This is a genomic window from Curtobacterium sp. VKM Ac-2861, from assembly GCF_013204965.1.
Lineage (GTDB): Bacteria > Actinomycetota > Actinomycetes > Actinomycetales > Microbacteriaceae > Curtobacterium.
This window is the reverse complement of record NZ_JABMLA010000004.1, coordinates 379,369-399,288: the sequence shown is the minus strand read 5'-3', so window position 1 is coordinate 399,288 and position 19,920 is coordinate 379,369. Positions and strand designations below refer to the sequence as shown.

General features: G+C 71.6%; 19 protein-coding genes. 3 read left to right on the top strand and 16 right to left on the bottom strand.

The genetic code is table 11. From position 1 onward, the window contains the following. Nucleotides 1-28: 28 nt before the first annotated feature. Nucleotides 29-2,158 carry a RecQ family ATP-dependent DNA helicase gene (locus HQQ88_RS12815; RefSeq protein WP_173169620.1) on the top strand — a complete coding sequence of 710 codons (2,130 nt, stop codon included), beginning with the start codon at nt 29-31 and terminating at the stop codon, nt 2,156-2,158. 104 nt (nt 2,159-2,262) lie between these two features. On the opposite strand, the gene HQQ88_RS12810 is transcribed toward HQQ88_RS12815, so the two are convergent. From HQQ88_RS12810 to HQQ88_RS12740, 15 genes are all read right to left on the bottom strand, one after another. Continuing rightward, nucleotides 2,263-2,784, bottom strand: a complete 522-nt coding sequence (locus tag HQQ88_RS12810; RefSeq protein WP_123293894.1) for a hypothetical protein — start codon at nt 2,782-2,784, stop codon at nt 2,263-2,265. Nucleotides 2,785-2,933: 149 nt separating this feature from the next. Then, the gene (locus HQQ88_RS12805) at nt 2,934-3,575 is read right to left on the bottom strand and encodes a hypothetical protein (protein WP_173169619.1); all 642 of its coding nucleotides are present in this window, start codon (nt 3,573-3,575) and stop codon (nt 2,934-2,936) included. A 125-nt stretch (nt 3,576-3,700) separates the two neighbouring features. Beyond that, nucleotides 3,701-5,221, bottom strand: coding sequence for a ribosome biogenesis GTPase Der (gene der / locus HQQ88_RS12800; RefSeq protein ID WP_111084613.1), 1,521 nt, complete (start codon nt 5,219-5,221; stop codon nt 3,701-3,703). A 108-nt stretch (nt 5,222-5,329) separates the two neighbouring features. Further along, nucleotides 5,330-5,986, bottom strand: a complete 657-nt coding sequence (gene cmk / locus HQQ88_RS12795; RefSeq protein ID WP_111084641.1) for a (d)CMP kinase — start codon at nt 5,984-5,986, stop codon at nt 5,330-5,332. Nucleotides 5,987-6,225: 239 nt separating this feature from the next. Continuing rightward, complete coding sequence (locus HQQ88_RS12790; RefSeq protein WP_173169618.1) at nt 6,226-7,338, bottom strand: prephenate dehydrogenase; 1,113 nt, start codon at nt 7,336-7,338, stop codon at nt 6,226-6,228. Between the two features lie 116 nt (nt 7,339-7,454). After that, on the bottom strand, nt 7,455-8,246 hold the full coding sequence (locus HQQ88_RS19585; protein WP_240347709.1) for a pseudouridine synthase: 792 nt from the start codon (nt 8,244-8,246) through the stop codon (nt 7,455-7,457). A gap of 1,297 nt (nt 8,247-9,543) precedes the next feature. Continuing rightward, on the bottom strand, nt 9,544-10,275 hold the full coding sequence (gene scpB, locus HQQ88_RS12780) for an SMC-Scp complex subunit ScpB (protein WP_216834661.1): 732 nt from the start codon (nt 10,273-10,275) through the stop codon (nt 9,544-9,546). Continuing rightward, nucleotides 10,265-11,068, bottom strand: a complete 804-nt coding sequence (locus HQQ88_RS12775) for a ScpA family protein (RefSeq protein ID WP_111084610.1) — start codon at nt 11,066-11,068, stop codon at nt 10,265-10,267. The genes scpB and HQQ88_RS12775 overlap by 11 nt, the downstream gene beginning before the upstream one ends. Next, nucleotides 11,052-11,927, bottom strand: a complete 876-nt coding sequence (locus HQQ88_RS12770) for a ParA family protein (protein ID WP_111084609.1) — start codon at nt 11,925-11,927, stop codon at nt 11,052-11,054. Before HQQ88_RS12770 ends, HQQ88_RS12775 begins: the two co-directional genes overlap by 17 nt. Nucleotides 11,928-12,051: 124 nt before the next feature. Further along, a complete protein-coding gene (locus HQQ88_RS12765; protein ID WP_173169616.1) occupies nt 12,052-12,879 on the bottom strand; it encodes an SseB family protein in 828 nt (275 codons plus the stop codon). A 4-nt stretch (nt 12,880-12,883) separates the two neighbouring features. Beyond that, nucleotides 12,884-13,630 (bottom strand): bifunctional 1-(5-phosphoribosyl)-5-((5-phosphoribosylamino)methylideneamino)imidazole-4-carboxamide isomerase/phosphoribosylanthranilate isomerase PriA, encoded by a 747-nt coding sequence (gene priA, locus HQQ88_RS12760; protein ID WP_111084607.1) that lies wholly within the window; start codon nt 13,628-13,630, stop codon nt 12,884-12,886. A 111-nt stretch (nt 13,631-13,741) separates the two neighbouring features. After that, nucleotides 13,742-14,377, bottom strand: coding sequence for an imidazole glycerol phosphate synthase subunit HisH (gene hisH, locus HQQ88_RS12755; protein ID WP_123341022.1), 636 nt, complete (start codon nt 14,375-14,377; stop codon nt 13,742-13,744). Then, a complete protein-coding gene (gene hisB, locus HQQ88_RS12750) occupies nt 14,374-14,976 on the bottom strand; it encodes an imidazoleglycerol-phosphate dehydratase HisB (protein WP_111084605.1) in 603 nt (200 codons plus the stop codon). Before hisB ends, hisH begins: the two co-directional genes overlap by 4 nt. Further along, nucleotides 14,973-16,079 (bottom strand): histidinol-phosphate transaminase, encoded by a 1,107-nt coding sequence (locus tag HQQ88_RS12745; RefSeq protein WP_173169615.1) that lies wholly within the window; start codon nt 16,077-16,079, stop codon nt 14,973-14,975. Before HQQ88_RS12745 ends, hisB begins: the two co-directional genes overlap by 4 nt. Before the next feature lie 75 nt (nt 16,080-16,154). Next, a complete protein-coding gene (locus HQQ88_RS12740) occupies nt 16,155-16,532 on the bottom strand; it encodes a LysM peptidoglycan-binding domain-containing protein (RefSeq protein ID WP_173169614.1) in 378 nt (125 codons plus the stop codon). 235 nt (nt 16,533-16,767) lie between these two features. Between HQQ88_RS12740 and lexA the strand changes: the two genes are divergently transcribed. After that, entirely contained in the window at nt 16,768-17,412 is a 645-nt protein-coding gene (gene lexA / locus HQQ88_RS12735) for a transcriptional repressor LexA (protein ID WP_123293903.1), read from the top strand. A gap of 164 nt (nt 17,413-17,576) precedes the next feature. On the opposite strand, the gene hflX is transcribed toward lexA, so the two are convergent. After that, nucleotides 17,577-19,115 carry a GTPase HflX gene (hflX, locus tag HQQ88_RS12730; RefSeq protein WP_111084601.1) on the bottom strand — a complete coding sequence of 513 codons (1,539 nt, stop codon included), beginning with the start codon at nt 19,113-19,115 and terminating at the stop codon, nt 17,577-17,579. A gap of 61 nt (nt 19,116-19,176) precedes the next feature. Between hflX and HQQ88_RS12725 the strand changes: the two genes are divergently transcribed. After that, nucleotides 19,177-19,788, top strand: coding sequence for a methyltransferase (locus HQQ88_RS12725; RefSeq protein WP_173169613.1), 612 nt, complete (start codon nt 19,177-19,179; stop codon nt 19,786-19,788). Nucleotides 19,789-19,920: the final 132 nt, after the last annotated feature.

Sequence of the window (19,920 nt, the reverse complement as noted above, 5' to 3'; positions counted from 1 at the left end):
CGTCGGATGCTCCTGACAGCATGGGGGTATGGAAACCACCGCCCCGCCTTCTGCAGACATCGCCGCCGAGGCACAGCAGGCGCTCGCTGCGCTCACGGGGCGCCCCGACGTGGTCTTCCACCCCGGCCAGCTCGAGGCGATCTCCGCCCTGGTCGAGCACCGACAGCGTGCCCTGGTCGTGCAGCGCACCGGGTGGGGCAAGTCCGCCGTGTACTTCCTCGCGACGCTGCTGCTCCGGCGCCGTGGTGGTGGCCCGACCGTCCTGGTGTCGCCGCTGCTCGCCCTGATGCGTGACCAGGTGGCTGCGGCTGCCCGCGCGGGGGTCCGTGCGGTGTCGATCAACTCGGCGAACGCACACGAGTGGGGTGAGACCCAGGCGGCGCTCGCCCGTGACGAGGTCGACGTGCTCCTCGTCTCCCCCGAGCGCCTGAACAACCCGAAGTTCCGCGACGAGCAGATGCCGACCCTGATCGCCCGGATGGGCATGCTCGTGGTCGACGAGGCGCACTGCATCTCGGACTGGGGCCACGACTTCCGACCGGACTACCGGCGGTTGGCCGAACTCATCCGGTCCCTCCCCCACGGGGTCCCCGTCCTGGCGACCACCGCGACGGCGAACGAGCGCGTGGTCGAGGACGTCGCCGAACAGCTGACCGCCGGCCCGGCCGACCCGGTGTTCACGATCCGCGGGTCGCTCGCCCGGGCATCGCTGCGGCTCGGGGTGCTGACGCTGCCTGACGCCCGGCAGCGGCTCGGCTGGCTGCTCGCGCACCTCGGCGACCTGCCCGGCAGCGGCATCATCTACACGCTCACGGTCTCGGCTGCCGAGGACATCGCCCGCCTGCTCCGCGACAACGGGTACGCCGTCCGGGCCTACACGGGGCGCACCGACACCGACGAGCGGGAGCAGCTCGAGCAGCAGCTCAAGGGCAACGAGCTGAAGGCCCTGGTCGCCACGAGCGCGCTCGGCATGGGGTTCGACAAGCCGGATCTCGGGTTCGTCGTGCACGTGGGCGCTCCGTCGTCCCCCGTCGCCTACTACCAGCAGATCGGTCGTGCGGGTCGTGCCACCGACAACGCCGACGTGCTGCTGCTGCCCGGGCGTGAGGACCGTGAGATCTGGCAGTACTTCGCGAGCGCGTCGATGCCGACCGAGGCCCGGGCCTCCGCCGTGCTCGGCGCCCTGTCCACCGACACCGCGATGTCGACGGTCGCGCTCGAGGGTCTTGTCGACATCAAGCGCTCCACCCTCGAACTCCTGCTCAAGGTGCTCGACGTCGACGGGGCGGTCCGACGCGTCACCGGCGGCTGGGTCTCCACCGGGCAGCCGTGGCAGTACGACGCCCCGCGGTACGAGCGGGTCGCCGCGGCGCGTTCCGCCGAGGCCGCTTCGATGCTCGACTACGAGTCCACCTCGGCCTGCCGCATGCAGCTGTTGCAGCAGGACCTCGACGACCCGTCCGCGGAGCCCTGCGGCCGGTGCGACAACTGCGCCGGGGCGTGGTTCCCGACCGCCGTGTCCGACACCGATTCGTCCGGTGCGGCTGCCGCGCTCGACAAGGTCGGAGTCGAGATCGCGCCGCGTGCCCAGTGGCCGTCGGGCATGTCGTCGCTCGGAGTCTCGGTACGGGGCAAGATCGGCGCCGACGAGCTCGTGCAGCCCGGCCGTGCAGTGGCTCGTCTGACCGACCTCGGCTGGGGCGGGCCGCTCCGTGCGCTGTTCTCGCCGTCCACGCCCGATGCCCCGATCTCCCGCGAGCTCGTCGACGGCTGTGTCCGGGCGCTCAAGGACTGGCCGTGGGAGACCCGGCCGACCGGGGTCGTCGCGATGTCCTCGCGGTCGCGGCCGCAGCTCGTGGGGTCGCTCGCCCAGGCCCTGTCGACGATCGGACGGCTGCAGTTCCTCGGCACGCTCGACCGGAACGGCGGCACACCCCGCGGCGACGGTGCGACGAACAGCGCGTACCGGTTGTCGGGCGTCTGGGACACGTTCCAGGTCGGACCCGAGCTCGCTGCGGCGTTGCAGTCCCACGAGGGCCCGGTGCTGCTCGTCGACGACCTGGTCGACAGCCGGTGGACGATGACCGTCGCGGGCCGCGAGCTCCGGCGTGCCGGGGCCGCCGCCGTGCTGCCCTTCGCGCTGGCCACCGTCGCGTAGCGCTGCCCGCCGCCCGCCGCCCGCCGCCGCACCGGTTCCGCGACAGTCCACGAGTCGATCGACGCGTGGTCTGTCGCAAGGGTGGTGCGGAGGGGCCGGCTGCGCTAGCGGCGGGCGGGTTTGGGGAACGTGGCGCGCATGTGGTCGGTGGTGAGCACGTCGCCGATGCCGATCATGAGCAGCGAGAACACGATCTGCTCGATCACCATCCAGAACGGGTACAGCCCGGGGATCGCCGCCACGATGAGCGTCACGATCGGGAAGATCCGACTGAACAACCGCACCCGCTGGTACGCCCAGTAGTACCCGAGCTGTGCCCGCCACGCGAACACGTAGAGCGTCAGCGTGATGAGCAGCACGACCGTCGCCCGGAACCACACCGCCCACGGCACGGTCTCCCCCGCGCGCGTCAGCAGCACGGCCACGACGATGGCGGCGAGTCCGACGATCGTCTCCGCGACGAGCAGCCACCGGATCCACCGGAAGGAGCGCACGGTGTCGGGGTGCTCGAGCATGTCCTGGCGGATGACGTACCCGCCCTGGCGACCTCCGGCCAGCCGGTCGAGCCGCAGCCGGCACCACAGACGGTCGGCGAGGCCACCGAGTCCGTCGTTGCGCTGCGTCACCAGTACATCGTGCCGCATCGAGCGACCGCCGGCGTACCGCGCCGTCGCCGACCCCAACCCCGACCCCGACCCCGACCCCGAACGACGTCCTCGAGGTCGCACGACGTCGACGATGTCGTTCCGGGTCGGCGCAGGGCTGCCCAGCCGGCTCAGTCGCTCGGCACCAGCGCCGCGCCACCGAGCACGGTGCCGGTCGCCGCATCGAGCAGGACGAGGGAGCGGACCTCGTCGGGCAGGGTCCACGGGTCGCTCAGCACGACGGTCAGCCCCTGCTCGACGCCGGCGGCCTGGAAGACGTCGAAGGACTCCCCCGCCGGCGTCCACTCCGGGTCCTTGCCTCCGGTGACGGTCCCACCGGACAACACGACGTCGACGGGGCCGCTCGTGCCCGTCTTCAGGCGCGAGATGTCGACCGCGAGGGTCGCGTCACCCGTGTTCGCCGCGATGTGGACGTGTCCCGAGGCAGCGGCGCCGTCGATGCCGACGATGTCCCCGGAGACCGGCGGGACGCGGCGCCACCACGGCTCGATCGGCGACGAATCGACGGGTTGCACGGCCGGGGATGCCTCGGGCAGGGGCACGCCGAGGCCGTTCGAGGGTCGCAGCCCCTCCGCGGGCGACTGCGCGGGCTCGGGCACGGGCGCCGCACGGTCGGAGCGGGTGACGGTGTCGTCCTCGGACGGTGCGTGCGAGACCGTCCAGAGTGACACCGAGCCGACGACGACCACGGCGACGAGGGCACCCACCAGGGCGAGCCGACGTCGATCCGTTCCCCACCGCCCGATGCGCACGGTCCCATGATGCCGCGCCGACGCTGCGGACGCGCTCCGGGCCTCCCGGCCGAACGCGAACGCCAACGCCAACGCACAACGCGCCCCGTGCAGACGGGACGCGTTGTGTGTGACGGAGCTGCGACTCAGCGCTTCCGGCGCTCGCGCACGCGCATGTTGACGTTGATCGGGGTACCGGAGAAGCCCCAGACCTCGCGGAGTCGACGGGTGATGAACCGTCGGTACTGTGGGTCGAGGAACGCCGACGTGAAGAGCACGAAGGTCGGCGGCTGGCTCGACGCCTGGGTCCCGAACAGGATGCGGGGCTGCTTGCCGCCGCGCACGGGGTGGGGGTGCTCCTGGACGAGCTCGGCGATGAAGGCGTTGACCTTGCCCGTCGGGATGCGGGTGTCCCACGACGCGAGGGCCGTCTCGAGCGCCGGCACGAGCTTCTCGAGGTGGCGGCCGGTGCGGGCGGAGATGTTCACGCGCGGGGCCCAGGCGACGTGCGCCAGGTCCTGCTCGATCTCGCGCTCGAGGTAGCGGCGGCGTTCGTCGTCGAGCAGGTCCCACTTGTTGTAGGCCAGGACGAGCGCACGGCCCGACTCGAGCACCAGGTCGATGATGCGCAGGTCCTGCACGGAGACGGGCTCGGTGACGTCGAGGACGACGACGGCGACCTCGGCCTTCTCGAGCGCGGCGGTGGTGCGGAGCGAGGCGTAGAAGTCGGCGCCCTGCTGCATGTGGACGCGCTTCCGGATGCCGGCGGTGTCGACGAAGCGCCACACCTTGCCGCCGAGCTCGATCTGCTCGTCCACCGGGTCGCGGGTGGTGCCGGCGATGTCGTTCACGACGACGCGCTCTTCACCGGCGGCCTTGTTGAGCAGCGAGCTCTTGCCGACGTTCGGGCGGCCGAGGATGGCGACGCGGCGGGGGCCACCGACCTCCTGCTTGGCGACGGCCGAGGTGTCGGGCAGCGTCTTGATGATGAGGTCGAGCAGGTCCGCAACGCCACGGCCGTGCAGGGCCGACACCGGGTGCGGCTCGCCGAGCCCCAGGTTCCAGAGCTCGTAGGCGTCGAGTTCGCGGCGCTCGTCGTCGGCCTTGTTCGCGACGACGATGACGGGGCGGTCGGTGCCGCGGAGCATCTTGACGACGTGCTCGTCGGTGGCGGTGATGCCGACCGTGACGTCGACGACGAACAGCACGGCGTCGGCGAGGTCGATCGCGACCTCGGCCTGCGCGGCGACCGAGGCGTTGATGCCCTCAGCGCCGGGCTCCCAGCCGCCGGTGTCGACGAGCGTGAAGCGCTTGTCGTTCCAGTCGGCCTTGTAGCTGACGCGGTCACGCGTGACGCCGGGGACGTCCTGCACGACGGCCTCGCGACGACCGAGGATGCGGTTGACGAGCGCGGACTTGCCGACGTTCGGGCGGCCGACGATCGCGAGCACCGGGTAGGCGGGCAGGTAGTGGACGCCGTCCTCGCCGACCTGACCGGCCTCGAGCAGCGCGAGGTCCTCGTCCTCGAGGTCGTACTCCTCGAGTCCGGCGCGGAGCGCGGTCGCGCGCTGCTCGGCCTCGGCCTCGTCGAGTCCGGCGAGCCGCTCGCCGAGGGCGTCGTCGTACTGGGGGAAGTCGTCGTTGTCCGGGTTGTCCAACTGAGCCATGGTGGGTTCCTCGCGAGCGGCCGGAGCCGCGGTGTCGGTGGCCGTTCCCGGCCGGGCCGGAGATCCGGCCGTGGTGTGACCAGGCGGCCGAGGCCGTCCGGTCGTGCGTCAGTGCGTGGCCGCGCGGGCCAGGTCGACGACCGCCTGCACGGTCTGGTCGAAGTCGAGGTCGGTGGAGTCGAGCGTCGTGACGCCGTCTGCGGCGTTCATGAAGTCGACGACCTTCGCGTCCGCCGCGTCTCGACGAGCGAGTGCGGCGGAGGTCTCTGCGGCCGACTGGGTCGTGACCTCCGCCGAGCGCCGGGCCATTCTAACGGACTCGTCGGCCGTCAGCAGGATCCGGACCTCGGCGTCGGGTGCGACCACCGTGGTGATGTCCCGACCCTCGGTGATGATGCCCGGTGCGTCGGTCTTCCGCATGACGTTCCGGAACAGCTGCACGAGGCGGTGTCGGACGTCGGGGAGCTTCGCGATGTGGGCCACCGCGCCCGTCACGTCCGGGGTGCGGATCGCGTCGGTGACGTCGGTCTCCCCCACGCGCACGTAGTAGTCGTCGGGGTCGGTGCCGATGGCGTAGTCGAAGGTGTCCCAGCTCGCCAGGATCGCCGCCGCGTCGTCGAGGTCGACCCGCTGCTGCAGGGCGTGCCAGGCGAGGGCGCGGTAGGCGGCGCCGGTGTCCTGGTAGCCGTAGCCGAGGGCACGGGCGGCCGCGCGGGAGACGCTCGACTTGCCGCTGCCCGCGGGGCCGTCGACCGCGATGACGATCTTCGCGACGTAGGCACCGTCGGTGAGACCGGCCGGCACCGGTGCGCTGGTCGAACCGGGCTCGCCGCCGGGCTCGCCGAGGCCGCCGGCCGGACCGCCGAGCGGGCCGCCGTCCGCGCCACCGCGGGCGCCGTCACCGGGGGTCGGGGTCGGCAGACCGGAGTCCGGACCGTCCGGCCCGCCGGTCACGCCGGAGTCGGCGGTAACACCGGAGTCGTTCGTCGCTGCGTTCGTGTCGTTCAGGCCCATGCTGCTGCGATCCTCCATCCGCGACCCTCGAGTTCCTCGACGAGTCGCTGTTCCTGCTCGGGCAGGACCGACACCTCGACGATGCCGATCTGCGCGCCCGGTGAGTGCTCGAGGCGCATGTCCTCGAGGTTGATGCCGATCTCCCCGATGAACGTCAGGAGCGCGGCGATCTGCCCGGGGGTGTCGTCGACGAGGACGACCACCTGGGCGAAGCGCTTGGTGGTGCCGTGCTTGCCGGGCAGCCGTTCGACACCGCGGTTGCCGGCGGCGATCGTCTCGGCCAGGGTCCGCGGAGCCCCGGCGGCGGCGGGGTCGTCGAGTGCCCCGATCACGCCGCTCAGCTCGTCGCGCAGGTCGGACAGCACCCGCCGCACGTTGGCCGCGTTCGCGCCGATGATCTGCACCCACAGGCCGGGGTCGCTCGCGGCGACACGGGTGACGTCGCGGACACCACCGCCCGCCAGGCCGAGGGACCCGTCCGGGGCGTCACGCAGCCGCGAGGCCATCAACGTCGACACGAGCTGCGGCACGTGCGAGACGTAGGCCACGGCCAGGTCGTGCGACGCCGGGTCCATCGGCACGACGGTCGCACCGACGTCGAGCGCGAGGTCTTCGACCACGGCGGCGCGCTGGTAGCTGATGGCGTCGTGTCCGGCGATCACCCAGGGGCTGCCGACGAACAGGTCGGCGCGGGCGGCGCTCGGTCCACTGCGTTCACGACCGGCCATCGGGTGCGACCCGATGTACCGGGTGACCTCGGCGCCGGCTGCCACGAGCTCGGCCAACGGTCCGGCCTTGACGCTCGCGACGTCGGTCACGATGGCGTCCGGGTACGCGGACAGTTCGCGGGCGACGACGGTCGCCACGACGTCCGGCGGGACCGCCACCACCACGAGTTCCGGCTGGTCGCCGGGTTCGGGCCGCCGGCCGGCCCCGTAGTCGACGGCGAGCGCCAACGCGCCGGGTGAGACGTCCTCGAGGACGACGTCGACCCCCTTCTCGCGCAGCGCCAGACCGATCGAGGTGCCGAGGAGCCCGGTGCCGACGACCCGCACCGGGCCGCGCACGCGGCGGTCGATGTCGGGTGGGGTCAGGTCGGTCACCGGGCAAGCCTACCGACCGACACCCGGGCATCGGTCGACGCCCGGGGGCCGACCGACACGCGGGCGTCGGTCAGGGCCAGATGGCCGGTCGCAGACCGGTCGCGGTCAGTCCGCGGTCAGTCCGCGGTCTCGTCGTCCCACTCGTCGTCGTCGCCCTGGTCGAGGGCGACGTCGCGGTCGTCACGAGCGGAGGGCTTCGCGTCGCGGACGGTGCCGAGCAGCTTCCCGACCTCGACCGTGCCCAGCTCGCGCATCTTGCCCGGCGGCAGGCTGCCGAGGTGCAGCGGCCCGAACGACCGGCGGACGAGTTCGAGGACCGGGTGGTCGACGGCCTCGAGCATGCGACGGACGATCCGATTGCGGCCGGAGTGCAGCGTGATCTCGACGAGCGACTCACCCCGCGAGGACTCGAGCAACCGCACCTTGTCAGCCTTGATCGGACCGTCCTCGAGCTCGACGCCCTCGGTCAGACGCTGCACCACGGCCGGGTTCACGTTGCCGTGCACCTTCGCGATGTAGGTCTTCTGCACGCCGAACGACGGGTGCGCGAGCACGTGTGCCAGGTCGCCGTCGTTCGTCAGGACGAGCAGCCCGGAGGTCTCGGTGTCCAGGCGACCGACGTTGAACAGCCGCTCCTCGTAGCGGTCCACGAACTCGGTCAGGTCGCGGCGACCGCGCTCGTCCTGCAGGCTCGAGACGACACCGGTCGGCTTGTTCAGCACGATGTACCGCCGCGAGGAGTCGATCTGCACCGGCACGCCGTCGACCGAGATCGCGTCCGTCGCGGGGTCGACACGACGCCCGAGGGCGTCCACCACCTGCCCGTTGACCGTCACGCGGCCCTCGACGATCAGGTTCTCCGCGACGCGACGAGATGCCACGCCCGCAGCGGCGATCACCTTCTGCAGGCGCTCCCCCTCTGCCTGGAGGCCCGGCTCGGCCCCGGCAGACGTCGTCCCGTCCGCCGCGTCCCAGTCTTCGATGATCGGGCGTTCGGGCGTGCCCTCCACCGGAGCACCGTGGCTGTCGCGCTCACCGCTCGGCTTCGGCGTGGTGCGGTTGCCGGCGCTGTTGCCGCCCTTGCCGGGGCGGTCGCTGTTGCGGACGCTCGTGGTACCGCCGACGTACCGGCGGCCGTTGTGCCACACGCGGCTCTGCTGGCCGTCGGGGCCGCGGCGGTCCTCGCGGCTGTCGCGGTTGTCGCGGGGTGCCGAGCTGCGGTCGTCACGACCGCGGTACCCACCACGGTCGTCACGCGGCGCGGCGCTGCGGTCGTCGCGGCCACGGTAGCCACCACGGTCGTCACGGTTGTCGCGGGGTGCCGAGGTGCGGTCATCGCGACCCCGGTACCCGCCACGGTCGTCACGGTTGTCGCGGGGGGCCGAGCTGCGGTCATCGCGACCCCGGTACCCACCACGGTCGTCACGGTTGTCGCGGGGTGCCGAGCTGCGGTCATCGCGACCCCGGTACCCACCACGGTCATCACGCGGAGCCGAGCTGCGGTCATCGCGACCCCGGTACCCACCGCGGTCATCACGCGGAGCCGAACTGCGGTCGTCGCGACCCCGGTACCCACCGCGGTCGTCGCGCGGCGCCGAGTTGCCCCGGTAGCCACCACGGTCGTCACGCGGGGCCGAGCTGCGGTCGTCGCGACCCCGGTAGCCACCGCGATCGTCACGCGGCGCGGAGTTCCCGCGGTAGCCACCGCGGTCATCGCGCGGAGCCGAGCTGCGGTCATCGCGCCCGCGGTAGCCACCACGGTCATCGCGCGGCGCGGAGTTCCCGCGGTACCCGCCACGGTTGCCGCCGCCGGCACGGTCGTCACGGCCGCGGTACCCACCACGGTCATCACGCGGAGCCGAGTTGCCCCGGTACCCGCCACGGTCGTCACGCGGAGCCGAGCTGCGGTCGTCACGACCCCGGTAGCCACCACGGTCATCACGCGGCGCGGAACTACGGTCATCGCGACCCCGGTACCCACCACGGTCGCCACCGCGGTCGTCGCGCGACTGGTAGCCGCCACGACGGTCGTCGTCACGCGGCGGACGTGCGCCCCCGCGGTCGTCGCGACCGTACCCGCCAGAGCGGCCACCGGCACTGGAGCCGGCCCCGCCGCGGCCGGGAGCCGAACGCCCGGGGCGATCCGGGCCTCCTGAGCGTCCGTTGCGGTCGTCTCGGTCTCGGGGCGCGCCGCGCCCCCGGTCGTCAAACCCGGCCATCGGGGATCCCTTCGTTCTGCCCGAAGCCGTCCGCACCGTCGTCCAGGAGGGGCGAGATGAGCGGCAGCTCGTCGAGCGAGTTGATGCCGAGCTGCTGCAGGAGCAGATCGGACGTGACGTAGTTGATGGCGCCGGTCTCGGAGTCGGTGAACGACTCCTCGATGAGACCGCGCGCGACCAGCGTTCGGACGACGCCGTCGACGTTGACGGCGCGGATCGACGCGATCTGGGATCGCGTGATCGGTTGCTTGTAGGCGACGACCGCGAGGGTCTCGAGCGCGGCCTGCGACAGGCGCGAGGGGCGCTCGGCCTCGACGAACTGCTCGACGACGGCGTCCAGGTCCTGGCGGACGTAGAAGCGCCAGCCGCCGCCGACCTCGCGGAGTTCGAACCCGCGGCGGGTGGTGCCGTCGACGCCGTCGAAGTCCGCGACGAGGCGTTCGACGGCTTGGCGGACGGCGGGGACGGGGGCGTTCACGGCGGCGCCGAGCGCGACGAGCGACTGGGGCTCGTCCGCGATCATCAGGATCGCCTCGAGCTGGCGGTCGATCGGGATCGCCGGGTGCGCCTGCGGGGCGCGGTCGTGCTCGTGCTCGTGCTCGTGGTCGTGGTCGTGCTCGGCGCGCGCGTGGATCTCGTGCTCGATCGCGCGGGCGTCGGCCATCTCGTCGGCGCCGCCGGGTTCGGCGCTGGACGTGTCGTGCACGTCATCCGTCATAGTCGGCTCCCAGGTTGGCGAGGCTCTCGTCGGACCAGTCCTCGGCGGTCCATCGGAGCGTGAGTTCCCCGAGCGGCTCGAGTTGTTCGAACGAGATCGATGCGTTCCGGTACAGCTCCAGGATCGCGAGGAAGCGAGCCACCACGATACCCGTCTGGTCGACGCCCGCGACCAGTTCGCGGAACGAGACCCCCTCGCCGTCGCGTGTCCGCAGGATCGAGACGACGATCGCGGCCTGTTCGCGGATGCTGATGAGCGGCGCGTGCAGGTGGTCGAGTCCGACCGTCGGGATCTCCCGCGGGGCGAACGCCAGCGCTGCCAGTGCGGCGAAGTCCTGCACCGAGAGCGTCCACACGAGCTCGGGCGTGCGGGCGCGGAACCGTTCCTCGAGCCGGACGCTCCGGACGTGCCGACGCGACTCCACACCCCAGCGTTCGCCGAACCAGTCGGCGGCCTGCTTGAACGCCCGGTACTGCAGCAGCCGTGCGAACAGCAGGTCGCGGGCCTCGAGCAGGGCGACGTCCTCGGCGTCGACGAGCTCACCCTGCGGCAGCAGCCCGACGATCTTCAGGTCGAGCAGGGTGGCGGCGACGACGAGGAACTCGCTCGCCTCGTCGAGTTCGTCCGCCGACTCGGCCTGACGCACGTACTGGATGAACTCGCCAGTGACCGCGCCGAGCGAGACCTCGGTGATGTCGAGCTCGTGCTTCGTGATGAGCGACAGCAGGAGGTCGAACGGGCCGTCGAAGTTGGTGAGTCGGACCCGGAACCCCGACTCAGGCGACGGCGCCACGCTGGACGAGCTCTCGTGCGAGCTGCCGGTAGGCGTGGGCGGCGGCGTGGTCCGGCGCCGTCTGGGTGATCGGTCGAGCGGAGACCGTGGCGTCCGGGAACTTCACGGTGCGCCCGATGACGGTGTCGAGGACCCGGTCGTCGAAGGTGTCGACGACGCGCTCCATGACCTCGCGCGAGTGCAGGGTGCGCGAGTCGTACATGGTGGGCAGGATGCCGTCGAGCGTCAGCGCCGGGTTGAGGCGGTCGCGCACCTTGTCGATCGTCTCGATGAGCAGGGCGACACCGCGCAGGGCGAAGAACTCGCACTCGAGCGGGATCAGCACGCCGTGCGCCGCGGTCAGGGCGTTGACGGTGAGCAGGCCGAGCGACGGCTGGCAGTCGACCAGGATCACGTCGTAGTCGTTCGCGACCTTGCGCAGCACGCTCGCCAGGATCTGCTCGCGGGCGACCTCGTTGACCAGGTGCACCTCGGCCGCGGACAGGTCGATGTTCGCCGGGATCACGTCGAGCCCCGGAGTGTTCGTCGGTTGGATGACCTGGATCGGGTCCTTCACGGCGCCCATCAGCAGGTCGTAGACGGTGTGGATGTCGTGCGTGCGGACACCGAGGCCCGCGGAGAGCGCACCCTGCGGGTCGAAGTCGACGGCCAAGACCTTGCGGCCGTACTCCGCCAGGGCTGCACCGAGGTTGATCGCCGTGGTGGTCTTGCCGACGCCGCCCTTCTGGTTGCAGAGGGCGATGATGCGCGCGGGGCCGGTGCTGTCGAGTTCCTCGGGCACGGGGAACTCCCGGACAGGACGACCCGTCGGACCGATGGAGGTCGCGCCGGTGGGGTTGGTCGTCGGGTTCGTGCTCACCCGGCCATCGTACCGGCGACGTCGGCCGGCCCGGGGCCGCACCGCCGCGCGCGGCCGGGTCTGCGTTGCTCGTGGCCGGGTCGGCGTTGCTCGTGGCCGGGTGCGTGGCCGACGCGGTCGCCGCTCAGGCTGCCCGCAGGGCCACGCGCATGCTGTCGACGCGTTCGGCGATGACGGCGTCCGTCGACCACCGCTGCTGCAGGCGTCCGACGAGCTCGCCGACCTGCTCGCGGTCGAGCCCGGGGTGCAACGCCAGTCCGACGGTCAGCTCCGGGCCGGCGAAGCGTCCGACCGGGTCACCGGGGGTCAGTTCGACACGGGCGACGCTGCGCTCCCCCACGACCGAGTCGGCGAACGCCTGAGCGACCTCGGGGTCCTCGAAGCACGGAGTCCACGGCAGATCCTGGCCGAGCGCCCACACCGCAGGACGGCGCAGCACGAACTCGGTCGCCGACTTCGGGTCGAGCACGACGAGCTGCGTCTCCTCGCTCGCCGCGGCCATCGCCACCCGGCGTGACTCGACGGGCACGGGCCGGGCATCGGCGTCCCAGGCGTGCATCGCGTCGACCGAGGTGAACGCTGGCATCACGCTCCGCCCGTCCGGGCCGGCGACCGTCACGATCGAGAGCTCCTGGGTCTTGTCCACGAGCTTGCCGGCGTCGGTCTCGCCGAGGTCGCCGGCCTCGGCGATGAGCGGGATGAGCAGCCGGGCGGTGCGCAGTGCATGAACGACTGCCGCCTGCGATGCACCGGCGGCCACGCCCGCGATCGCCGCGGTCAGCGCCGGGTCGGCCAGCCCGTCGTCGTCGGCGAACGCGGTGTCGTGGTGGTCGAACGTGCGGCCTTCCCACGTGAACCCGGCCGAGTCCGCCGCGCCACCCGGGGTGTGCGCGTCGTCGGGACCGGTTGCCGCTTCGGGGCCGGTTCCGCGCCCGTTCGAGATCCCCGCCACGCCGCTACTCCGAGGCGATGTCGAGTGCGGCCGGCAGCGTGAACGCCCCGGAGTACAGCGCCTTGCCGATGATCGCGCCCTCGAGCCCGAACGGCACGAGCTCCCGCAGTGCCCGCAGGTCGTCGAGCGTCGAGATCCCACCAGAGGCCACGACGGGCTGGTCGGTCCGGTCGCACACCTGGCGCAGCAGCTCGACGTTCGGGCCCTGCAGCGTGCCGTCCTTCGTGACGTCGGTGACGACGTACCGGGCGCACCCCGCGGCCTCGAGCCGGTCGAGGACCTCCCACAGGTCGCCGGCGTCCTCGGTCCAGCCACGGCTGGCGAGGGTCGTGCCACGCACGTCGAGCCCGACGGCGATCTGCTCGCCGTACTCGCCGATCACCCGAGCGGCCCAGTCCGGGTTCTCGAGCGCCGCCGTGCCGAGGTTGACCCGGGCAGCGCCGGTGGCCAGCGCGGCTTCGAGCGAGGCGTCGTCGCGGATGCCGCCCGACAGCTCGACCGAGACCCCGTCGACCTCGCGGATCGCGTGCGCGATGACCTTGCGGTTGTCGCCCCGACCGAACGCTGCGTCGAGGTCCACCAGGTGGATCCACTCCGCGCCCTGGTCACGCCAGGTGCGCGCGGCGGCGACGGGGTCGCCGTAGCCGGTCTCGCTCCCCGCCTCGCCCTGGGTCAGCCGGACGGCCTGGCCGTCGACCACGTCGACGGCAGGCAGCAGGACGAGGGGCGAGGTGTCGGTGAGGTCGGTCATGGTCCTGTCGGTTTCGTCACGGTGGTGAAGGTGCGGTGGTGAAGGTGCGGGGTTCGGCCTGGAGGCCCGTGGCGCGTCCGGCGGCGCCGTCGCGCCCGTCGCGGGCCGGGTTCAGAGCGAGCGCACCCAGTTGGTCAGCAGGCGGATGCCCGGCTCGCCGGACTTCTCGGGGTGGAACTGGGTCGCGGTGAGCGGCCCGTTCTCGACCGCGGCGATGAACCGCTGCCCGTGCTCGGCCCACGTCAGGCCGGGAGCGCGGAACGGCCCGTAGGCGTCGAGCGGGAAGTCGGTCACGCCGTACGAGTGCACGAAGTAGAACCGCTCGTCGTGCAGCCCGTCGAACAGCACGGAGTTCTCCGGTGCCTGGACGGTGTTCCAGCCCATGTGCGGCAGGACCTCGGCCTGGAGCTGCTCGACGGTGCCGGGCCACTGTCCCAGGCCCTCGACGTCGGCTCCGCGTTCGATGCCGCGTGAGAACAGCACCTGCATGCCGACGCAGATGCCGAGCACCGGACGGCCACCGGCCAGACGGTGGTCGACGATCTCGCCGCCCTGGACGCCCTCGAGCTGGTCGATGACCGCGGCGAACGCCCCGACCCCGGGCACGAGCAGGCCGTCGGCACGGAGCGCCGCCTGCTTGTCGGAGGTCAGCGTGACCTCGGCTCCGGCCCGCTCGAGAGCCTTGGCGGCCGAGTGGACGTTGCCCGACCCGTAGTCGAGGACGACGACGTTCGGCTTCGCGGTCACAGTGCGCCCTTGGTGGAGGGGATGCCGTCGACGCGCGGGTCGAGCTCGACCGCCTTGCGCATCGCACGCGCGAACGCCTTGAACTCGGCTTCCGCGATGTGGTGCGGGTCGCGGCCACCGAGCACCCGGACGTGCACGGTGATGCCCGCGTTGAACGTGATCGCCTCGAACACGTGGCGGATCATCGACCCGGTGAAGTGGCCGCCGATGCGGTGGAACTCGAACCCTTCGGGCTCACCCGAGTGCACGAGGAACGGACGCCCGGAGACGTCGACGACCGCCTGGGCCAGCGCTTCGTCGAGGGGCACGAGGGCGTCGCCGTACCGGCCGATGCCGGACCGGTCGCCGAGGGCCTGCTTGAGCGCCTGCCCGAGCACGATGCCGGTGTCCTCGACCGTGTGGTGCACGTCGATGTCGGTGTCACCGGTCGAGCGCACGCGCAGGTCGATGAGCGAGTGCTTGCTGAACGCGGTCAGCATGTGGTCGAAGAACGGCACGCTCGTCGAGATGTCGGACGAGCCGGTGCCGTCGAGGTCGAGCTCGAGTTCGACACTCGATTCGCTCGTGCTGCGGCTGATCGAGGCGGTACGGGCGGTCATGCCCCAACCCTAACCGGCGGCTGCTCGGCGGCGACCTGCCGCATGGCGTCGAGGAACGCGGTGGTCTCCTCTTCGGTGCCGGCACTCACCCGCAGGTGGTTCGGGATGCCGAGGTCGCGCACGATGACGTCCCGCTCGAGCAGCGACTCGAACGCGGCGTGCGGGTCGGCGACCCCGCCGAACAGGACGAAGTTCGACCACGTCTCGTACGTCCGGTAGCCCATGGCCTGCAGCTCGGTCACCATCCGGTCGCGCTGCTGCTTGATGTCGTCGACCATCGCGAGCATCTCGGGCGCGTGGCGTAGTGCGGCGATGGCGGCCGCCTGCGTCAGGACAGACAGGTGGTACGGCAGCCGGACGAGGCGGACGGCGTCGATCACGGCGGGGTGTGCCGCCATGTAGCCGACCCGTGCACCGGCGAACGCGAACGCCTTGCTCATGGTCCGGGAGACCACGAGCCGCTCCCGCCCGGGCAGCAGCGTGAGGGCACTCGGCACGTCGGCCGGCATGAACTCGGCGTAGGCCTCGTCCACCATCACGATGCCGTCGGTCGCGGCGTACGCGGCCTCGATCGTCTCGATCGGCAGCGGTGTGCCCGTGGGGTTGTTCGGCCCGCACAGGAACACGATGTCCGGACGGTGCTGCTCGATCGCCGCCACGACGGTCTCGGGTGAGATGCGGAACTCGTCGTCGCGCTCCGCCGGGATCCAGGTCGTGCCGGTGCCGGACGCCAGGATCGAGTGCATCGAGTAGGTGGGCGGGAACCCGAGGACGGAACGCCCCGGGCCACCGAAGGCCTGCAACAGCTGCTGGAGGACCTCGTTCGAGCCGTTCGCCGCCCACAGCTGTTCTGCCGACAGGCCGTGGCCGAGGTACCCGGCGAGCGACTCGCGGAGCTCCGTGAACTCGCGGTCCGGGTAGCGGTTCACCGTCGCGAGCGCCTGACGGATCGAGGCGACGATGTCGTCCGCCACGTCGTCCGGCACGGGATGCGTGTTCTCGTTGACGTTCAGCTGGACGCGGACGTGCTTCTGCGGAGCGCCGTAGGGACTCTGACCGCGGAGGTCGTCTCGGATCGGGAGGTCTTCCAGCGTGAATGCCACCGATCCATCGTAGGCCGCTGTGGCCACTGGACGACCAGCCGTCCGGACGGGACTGCCCACGACCACGTCCGGCTGCTACTGGCCGGAGGTGTACTTCGTCGGGATGGCGATCTGCTCGCCGGCCTGCAGCCCGGAGCCGTCGAGGGCGTTGAGGCTGATGACGTCCTGCACGAAGTCGCGCGGGTCGGCGTTCGGCGCGGTGTCCTCGGCCAGCTGCCAGAGCGTCTCGCCCGGCTGGATCGTGACCGTGTCGAACTGCGTCCGGGTGCCACCAGCGGCGGCGTCACCGGCGGACGCCTGGCCGCCGTTCAGGACGAAGAAGGCGACGACGATGAGGAGGGGGAGCGCGGCGAGCGTCGTGAAGACGATGCGGCCGCGGCGCGTCAGGCGCAGGCGGACGCGCACGGCGGGGGCCGCGGTGCGCTGGATGTCAGCGATGGCGATGGTGCTCATGTCGTTCTTGCCTTCCCGTTCGGGTGAACCGAAGTCGTGTACCGAACATAGTTTCGAATCAGACGACGCACAAGTCCTGGGAGAGGATTTCTGCGGGGTTTTCTTGCGACACGCTCGAACAGGTGTTTGTCCGGGGTTGACCGGTCGGATACTGTTTCGATCGACTGGGACAAGTCAAACGGGGACCACCGACATTCCCGCCACGGCCGCTCAGCACCGACGAAAGCGAGACGACGTGGTGGACGAACTGCGGGGCCAGAAGCCGCTGACCGCGAAGCAGCAGACGATCCTCGACGCCATCCGTGCGTCCATCGCTTCGCGGGGTTACCCGCCGAGCATGCGCGAGATCGGCGACGCAGCCGGGCTCTCCTCGCTGTCGAGCGTGTCCCACCAGCTCGGCCAGCTCGAGCTCGGCGGCTGGATCCGCCGCGACCCGAACCGTCCCCGTGCCCTCGAGGTCCTGGTCGACGAGCCCACGCCGGACGTCACCGGACCCGATGTCGACGCCACCACGCTCGTGCCGCTGGTCGGCCGGATCGCCGCCGGTGTCCCGATCACGGCGGAGCAGCACGTCGACGAGATCGTCCCGCTCCCCCGGCAGCTCGTCGGCTCGGGCGACCTCTTCATGCTCAAGGTCGTCGGCGAGTCGATGATCGACGCCGCGATCTGCGACGGCGACTGGGTGGTCGTCCGTGCGCAGCAGACCGCCGAGAACGGTGACATCGTCGCCGCGATGCTCGACGAAGAAGCCACCGTCAAGGTCTTCCGCCAGCGCGACGGCCACACGTGGCTGCTCCCGCGCAACACCGCGTTCGAGCCGATCCTCGGCGACGCGGCCTCGGTGCTCGGCAAGGTCGTCGCGGTCCTCCGCTCCCTCTGACCCGCGTCGGGCACTGACCGGAGCACAACCGAAATCGGCTCGAACCACGAGATCTCGTGGTCCGAGCCGATTGCGGTTGTGCGGCGTTGAACGGAACCGCGGCCGGAAGGAACCCGCCCGACGGACGCTGGGCGGGCCTCCCGGCCGTCAGCTGGTACCGGCCGTCAGGACGTGACGGGCGCGACCACGTACGGATCGAGCTCCGCGACCTGCCGCTGGAAGACGCGCACGCGTAGGCGGGTGCCGTCCTCGACGTAGTCGACGGAGTCGACCGCGCCCGCGTCGTGCAGCGTGGAGACGAGGTCCCCCCGGTCGTAGGGCACGACCACCGTGAGCTCGACGTCGGGCTCCGGCAGGCGCTCCTCGATGGTGCGGAGCAGCTCCGGAATACCCTCGCCCGTGCGGGCCGACACGAAGACGGCGTCCGACGCGAGCCCGATCAGGACGAGGCGCTGTGCGTCGTCGATCAGGTCGGCCTTGTTGAACACGACGATCTCGGGGATGTCGTGCGCGCCGACGTCGCCGATGACCTCGCGCACGGTCGCGAGCTGCGCCCCGGGGTCGGGGTGCGAGCCGTCGACCACGTGCACGATGACGTCGGCCTCGCCGACCTCCTCGAGGGTGGAGCGGAACGCCTCGACCAGCTGGTGCGGCAGGTTCCGGACGAAGCCGACCGTGTCCACGAAGGTGAACTCCCTGCCCTTGGTGCTCTCGGTCCGGCGGACCGTGGCGTCCAGCGTCGCGAACAGCTGGTTCTGCACCAGCACGCCGGCGCTCGTCAGACGGTTCAGGAGCGAGGACTTGCCCGCGTTCGTGTAGCCGGCGATCGCGACGCTCGGCACCTCGTTGCGGTGACGGTCGGCACGCTTCGCCTCGCGCGCGGGGCGGAACCCGGCGATCTGGCGGCGGAGTTTCGACATGCGGGTGTGGATGCGACGACGGTCGAGCTCGATCTTCGTCTCACCGGGACCACGCGAACCCATGCCCGCACCGCCGGAGACCTGACCACCGGCCTGCCGGGACATCGAGTCACCCCAGCCGCGCAGTCGGGGCAGCAGGTACTGGAGTTGCGCGAGCTCGACCTGGGCCTTGCCCTCTCGGGTCTTCGCGTGCTGGCTGAAGATGTCGAGGATCACGGCCGTGCGGTCGATGACCTTCACCTTCACCACGTCCTCGAGCGCGCGGCGCTGCGACGGGGCGAGCTCGGTGTCCGCGATCACCGTGTCGGCGCCGGTGGCCTTGACGACCATCGCGAGCTCTTCTGCTTTGCCCTTGCCGAGGTAGGTCGCCGGGTCGGGGTTCGGTCGACGCTGGAGGAGCCCGTCGAGGACCACCGCGCCGGCCGTCTCGGCCAGGGCGGACAGCTCCCGCAGGGAGTTCTCGGCGTCCTGCGCGTCACCGTGCGGGTACACGCCGATCAGGACGACCTGCTCGAGCCGCAGCTGGCGGTACTCGACCTCGGTGACGTCCTCGAGCTCGGTGGAGAGGCCGGCGACGCGGCGCAGGGCCGCCCGGTCCTCACGGTCGTACTGGTCGCCGTCGCCGTCCCACCCGTGCTCGTCGACCGAGCGGGTCTGGATCGCCTGGGCGGGGGCGAAGATGGACGATGCTGCGCGTCGGTCGGCGTTGCGCAACACCCGTTCGACGACACCGTCTGCGCTGTCGTCGTTGGTCTGGTCGTTCTGCTGATGGGTATCCGTCATCCTGTCCACAGGGTACCTCCGGCGGGCCTCGGACACACCGGGTTCCCGCTACGGTTCATCCATGGCGAACGACCACTACTTCTCCGCGAACCCGTCATCGGACACCCGCGAACGCCAGATCGACGTCACCCTCGCCGGCCGGTCGCTCACGCTGACCACGGCCGCAGGGGTCTTCAGCCCGGACGGCCTCGACCGCGGCACCCGCGTGCTGCTCGGTTCCGTCCCGCCGCCCGCGCACGACGGCGCCCTGCTCGACGTCGGCTGCGGCTGGGGCCCGATCGCGATCACGATGGCGCTGCACTCCCCTAATGCGTCGGTGTGGGGCGTCGACGTCAACGAACGGGTGCTCGGTCTGGCGCGGACCAACGCCGAGGCCGCGGGTGCGTCGAACGTCACCATCGCCCTGCCCGACGACGTCCCGGACGACCTGCGGTTCCGGACGATCTGGTCGAATCCGCCGATCCGCGTCGGCAAGGACGAACTCCACGAGATCCTGCTGACGTGGCTGCCCCGGCTCGAGGTCGAGGGCGACGCCTGGCTCGTGGTGTCGAAGGACCTCGGGGGTGACTCGCTGCAGAAGTGGCTCGTCGGTGCGCTCGGGGCCGGGTTCCACGTCGCGCGGGCGTCCACCGACAAGGGGTTCCGCGTCATCCGCGTGCGCCGGACTGCGTAGGCGGGCGCGCGGCGCGCCGCGCCGGGCGCCGCGCGCCGCCCGCGCCGCGCCGCGCCGCCCGCGCCACTTCGTGAGCAGAAATGGTCGAGTCGCCGCAGCGCACCCGACCATTTCTGCTCACGAAGCGAAGCG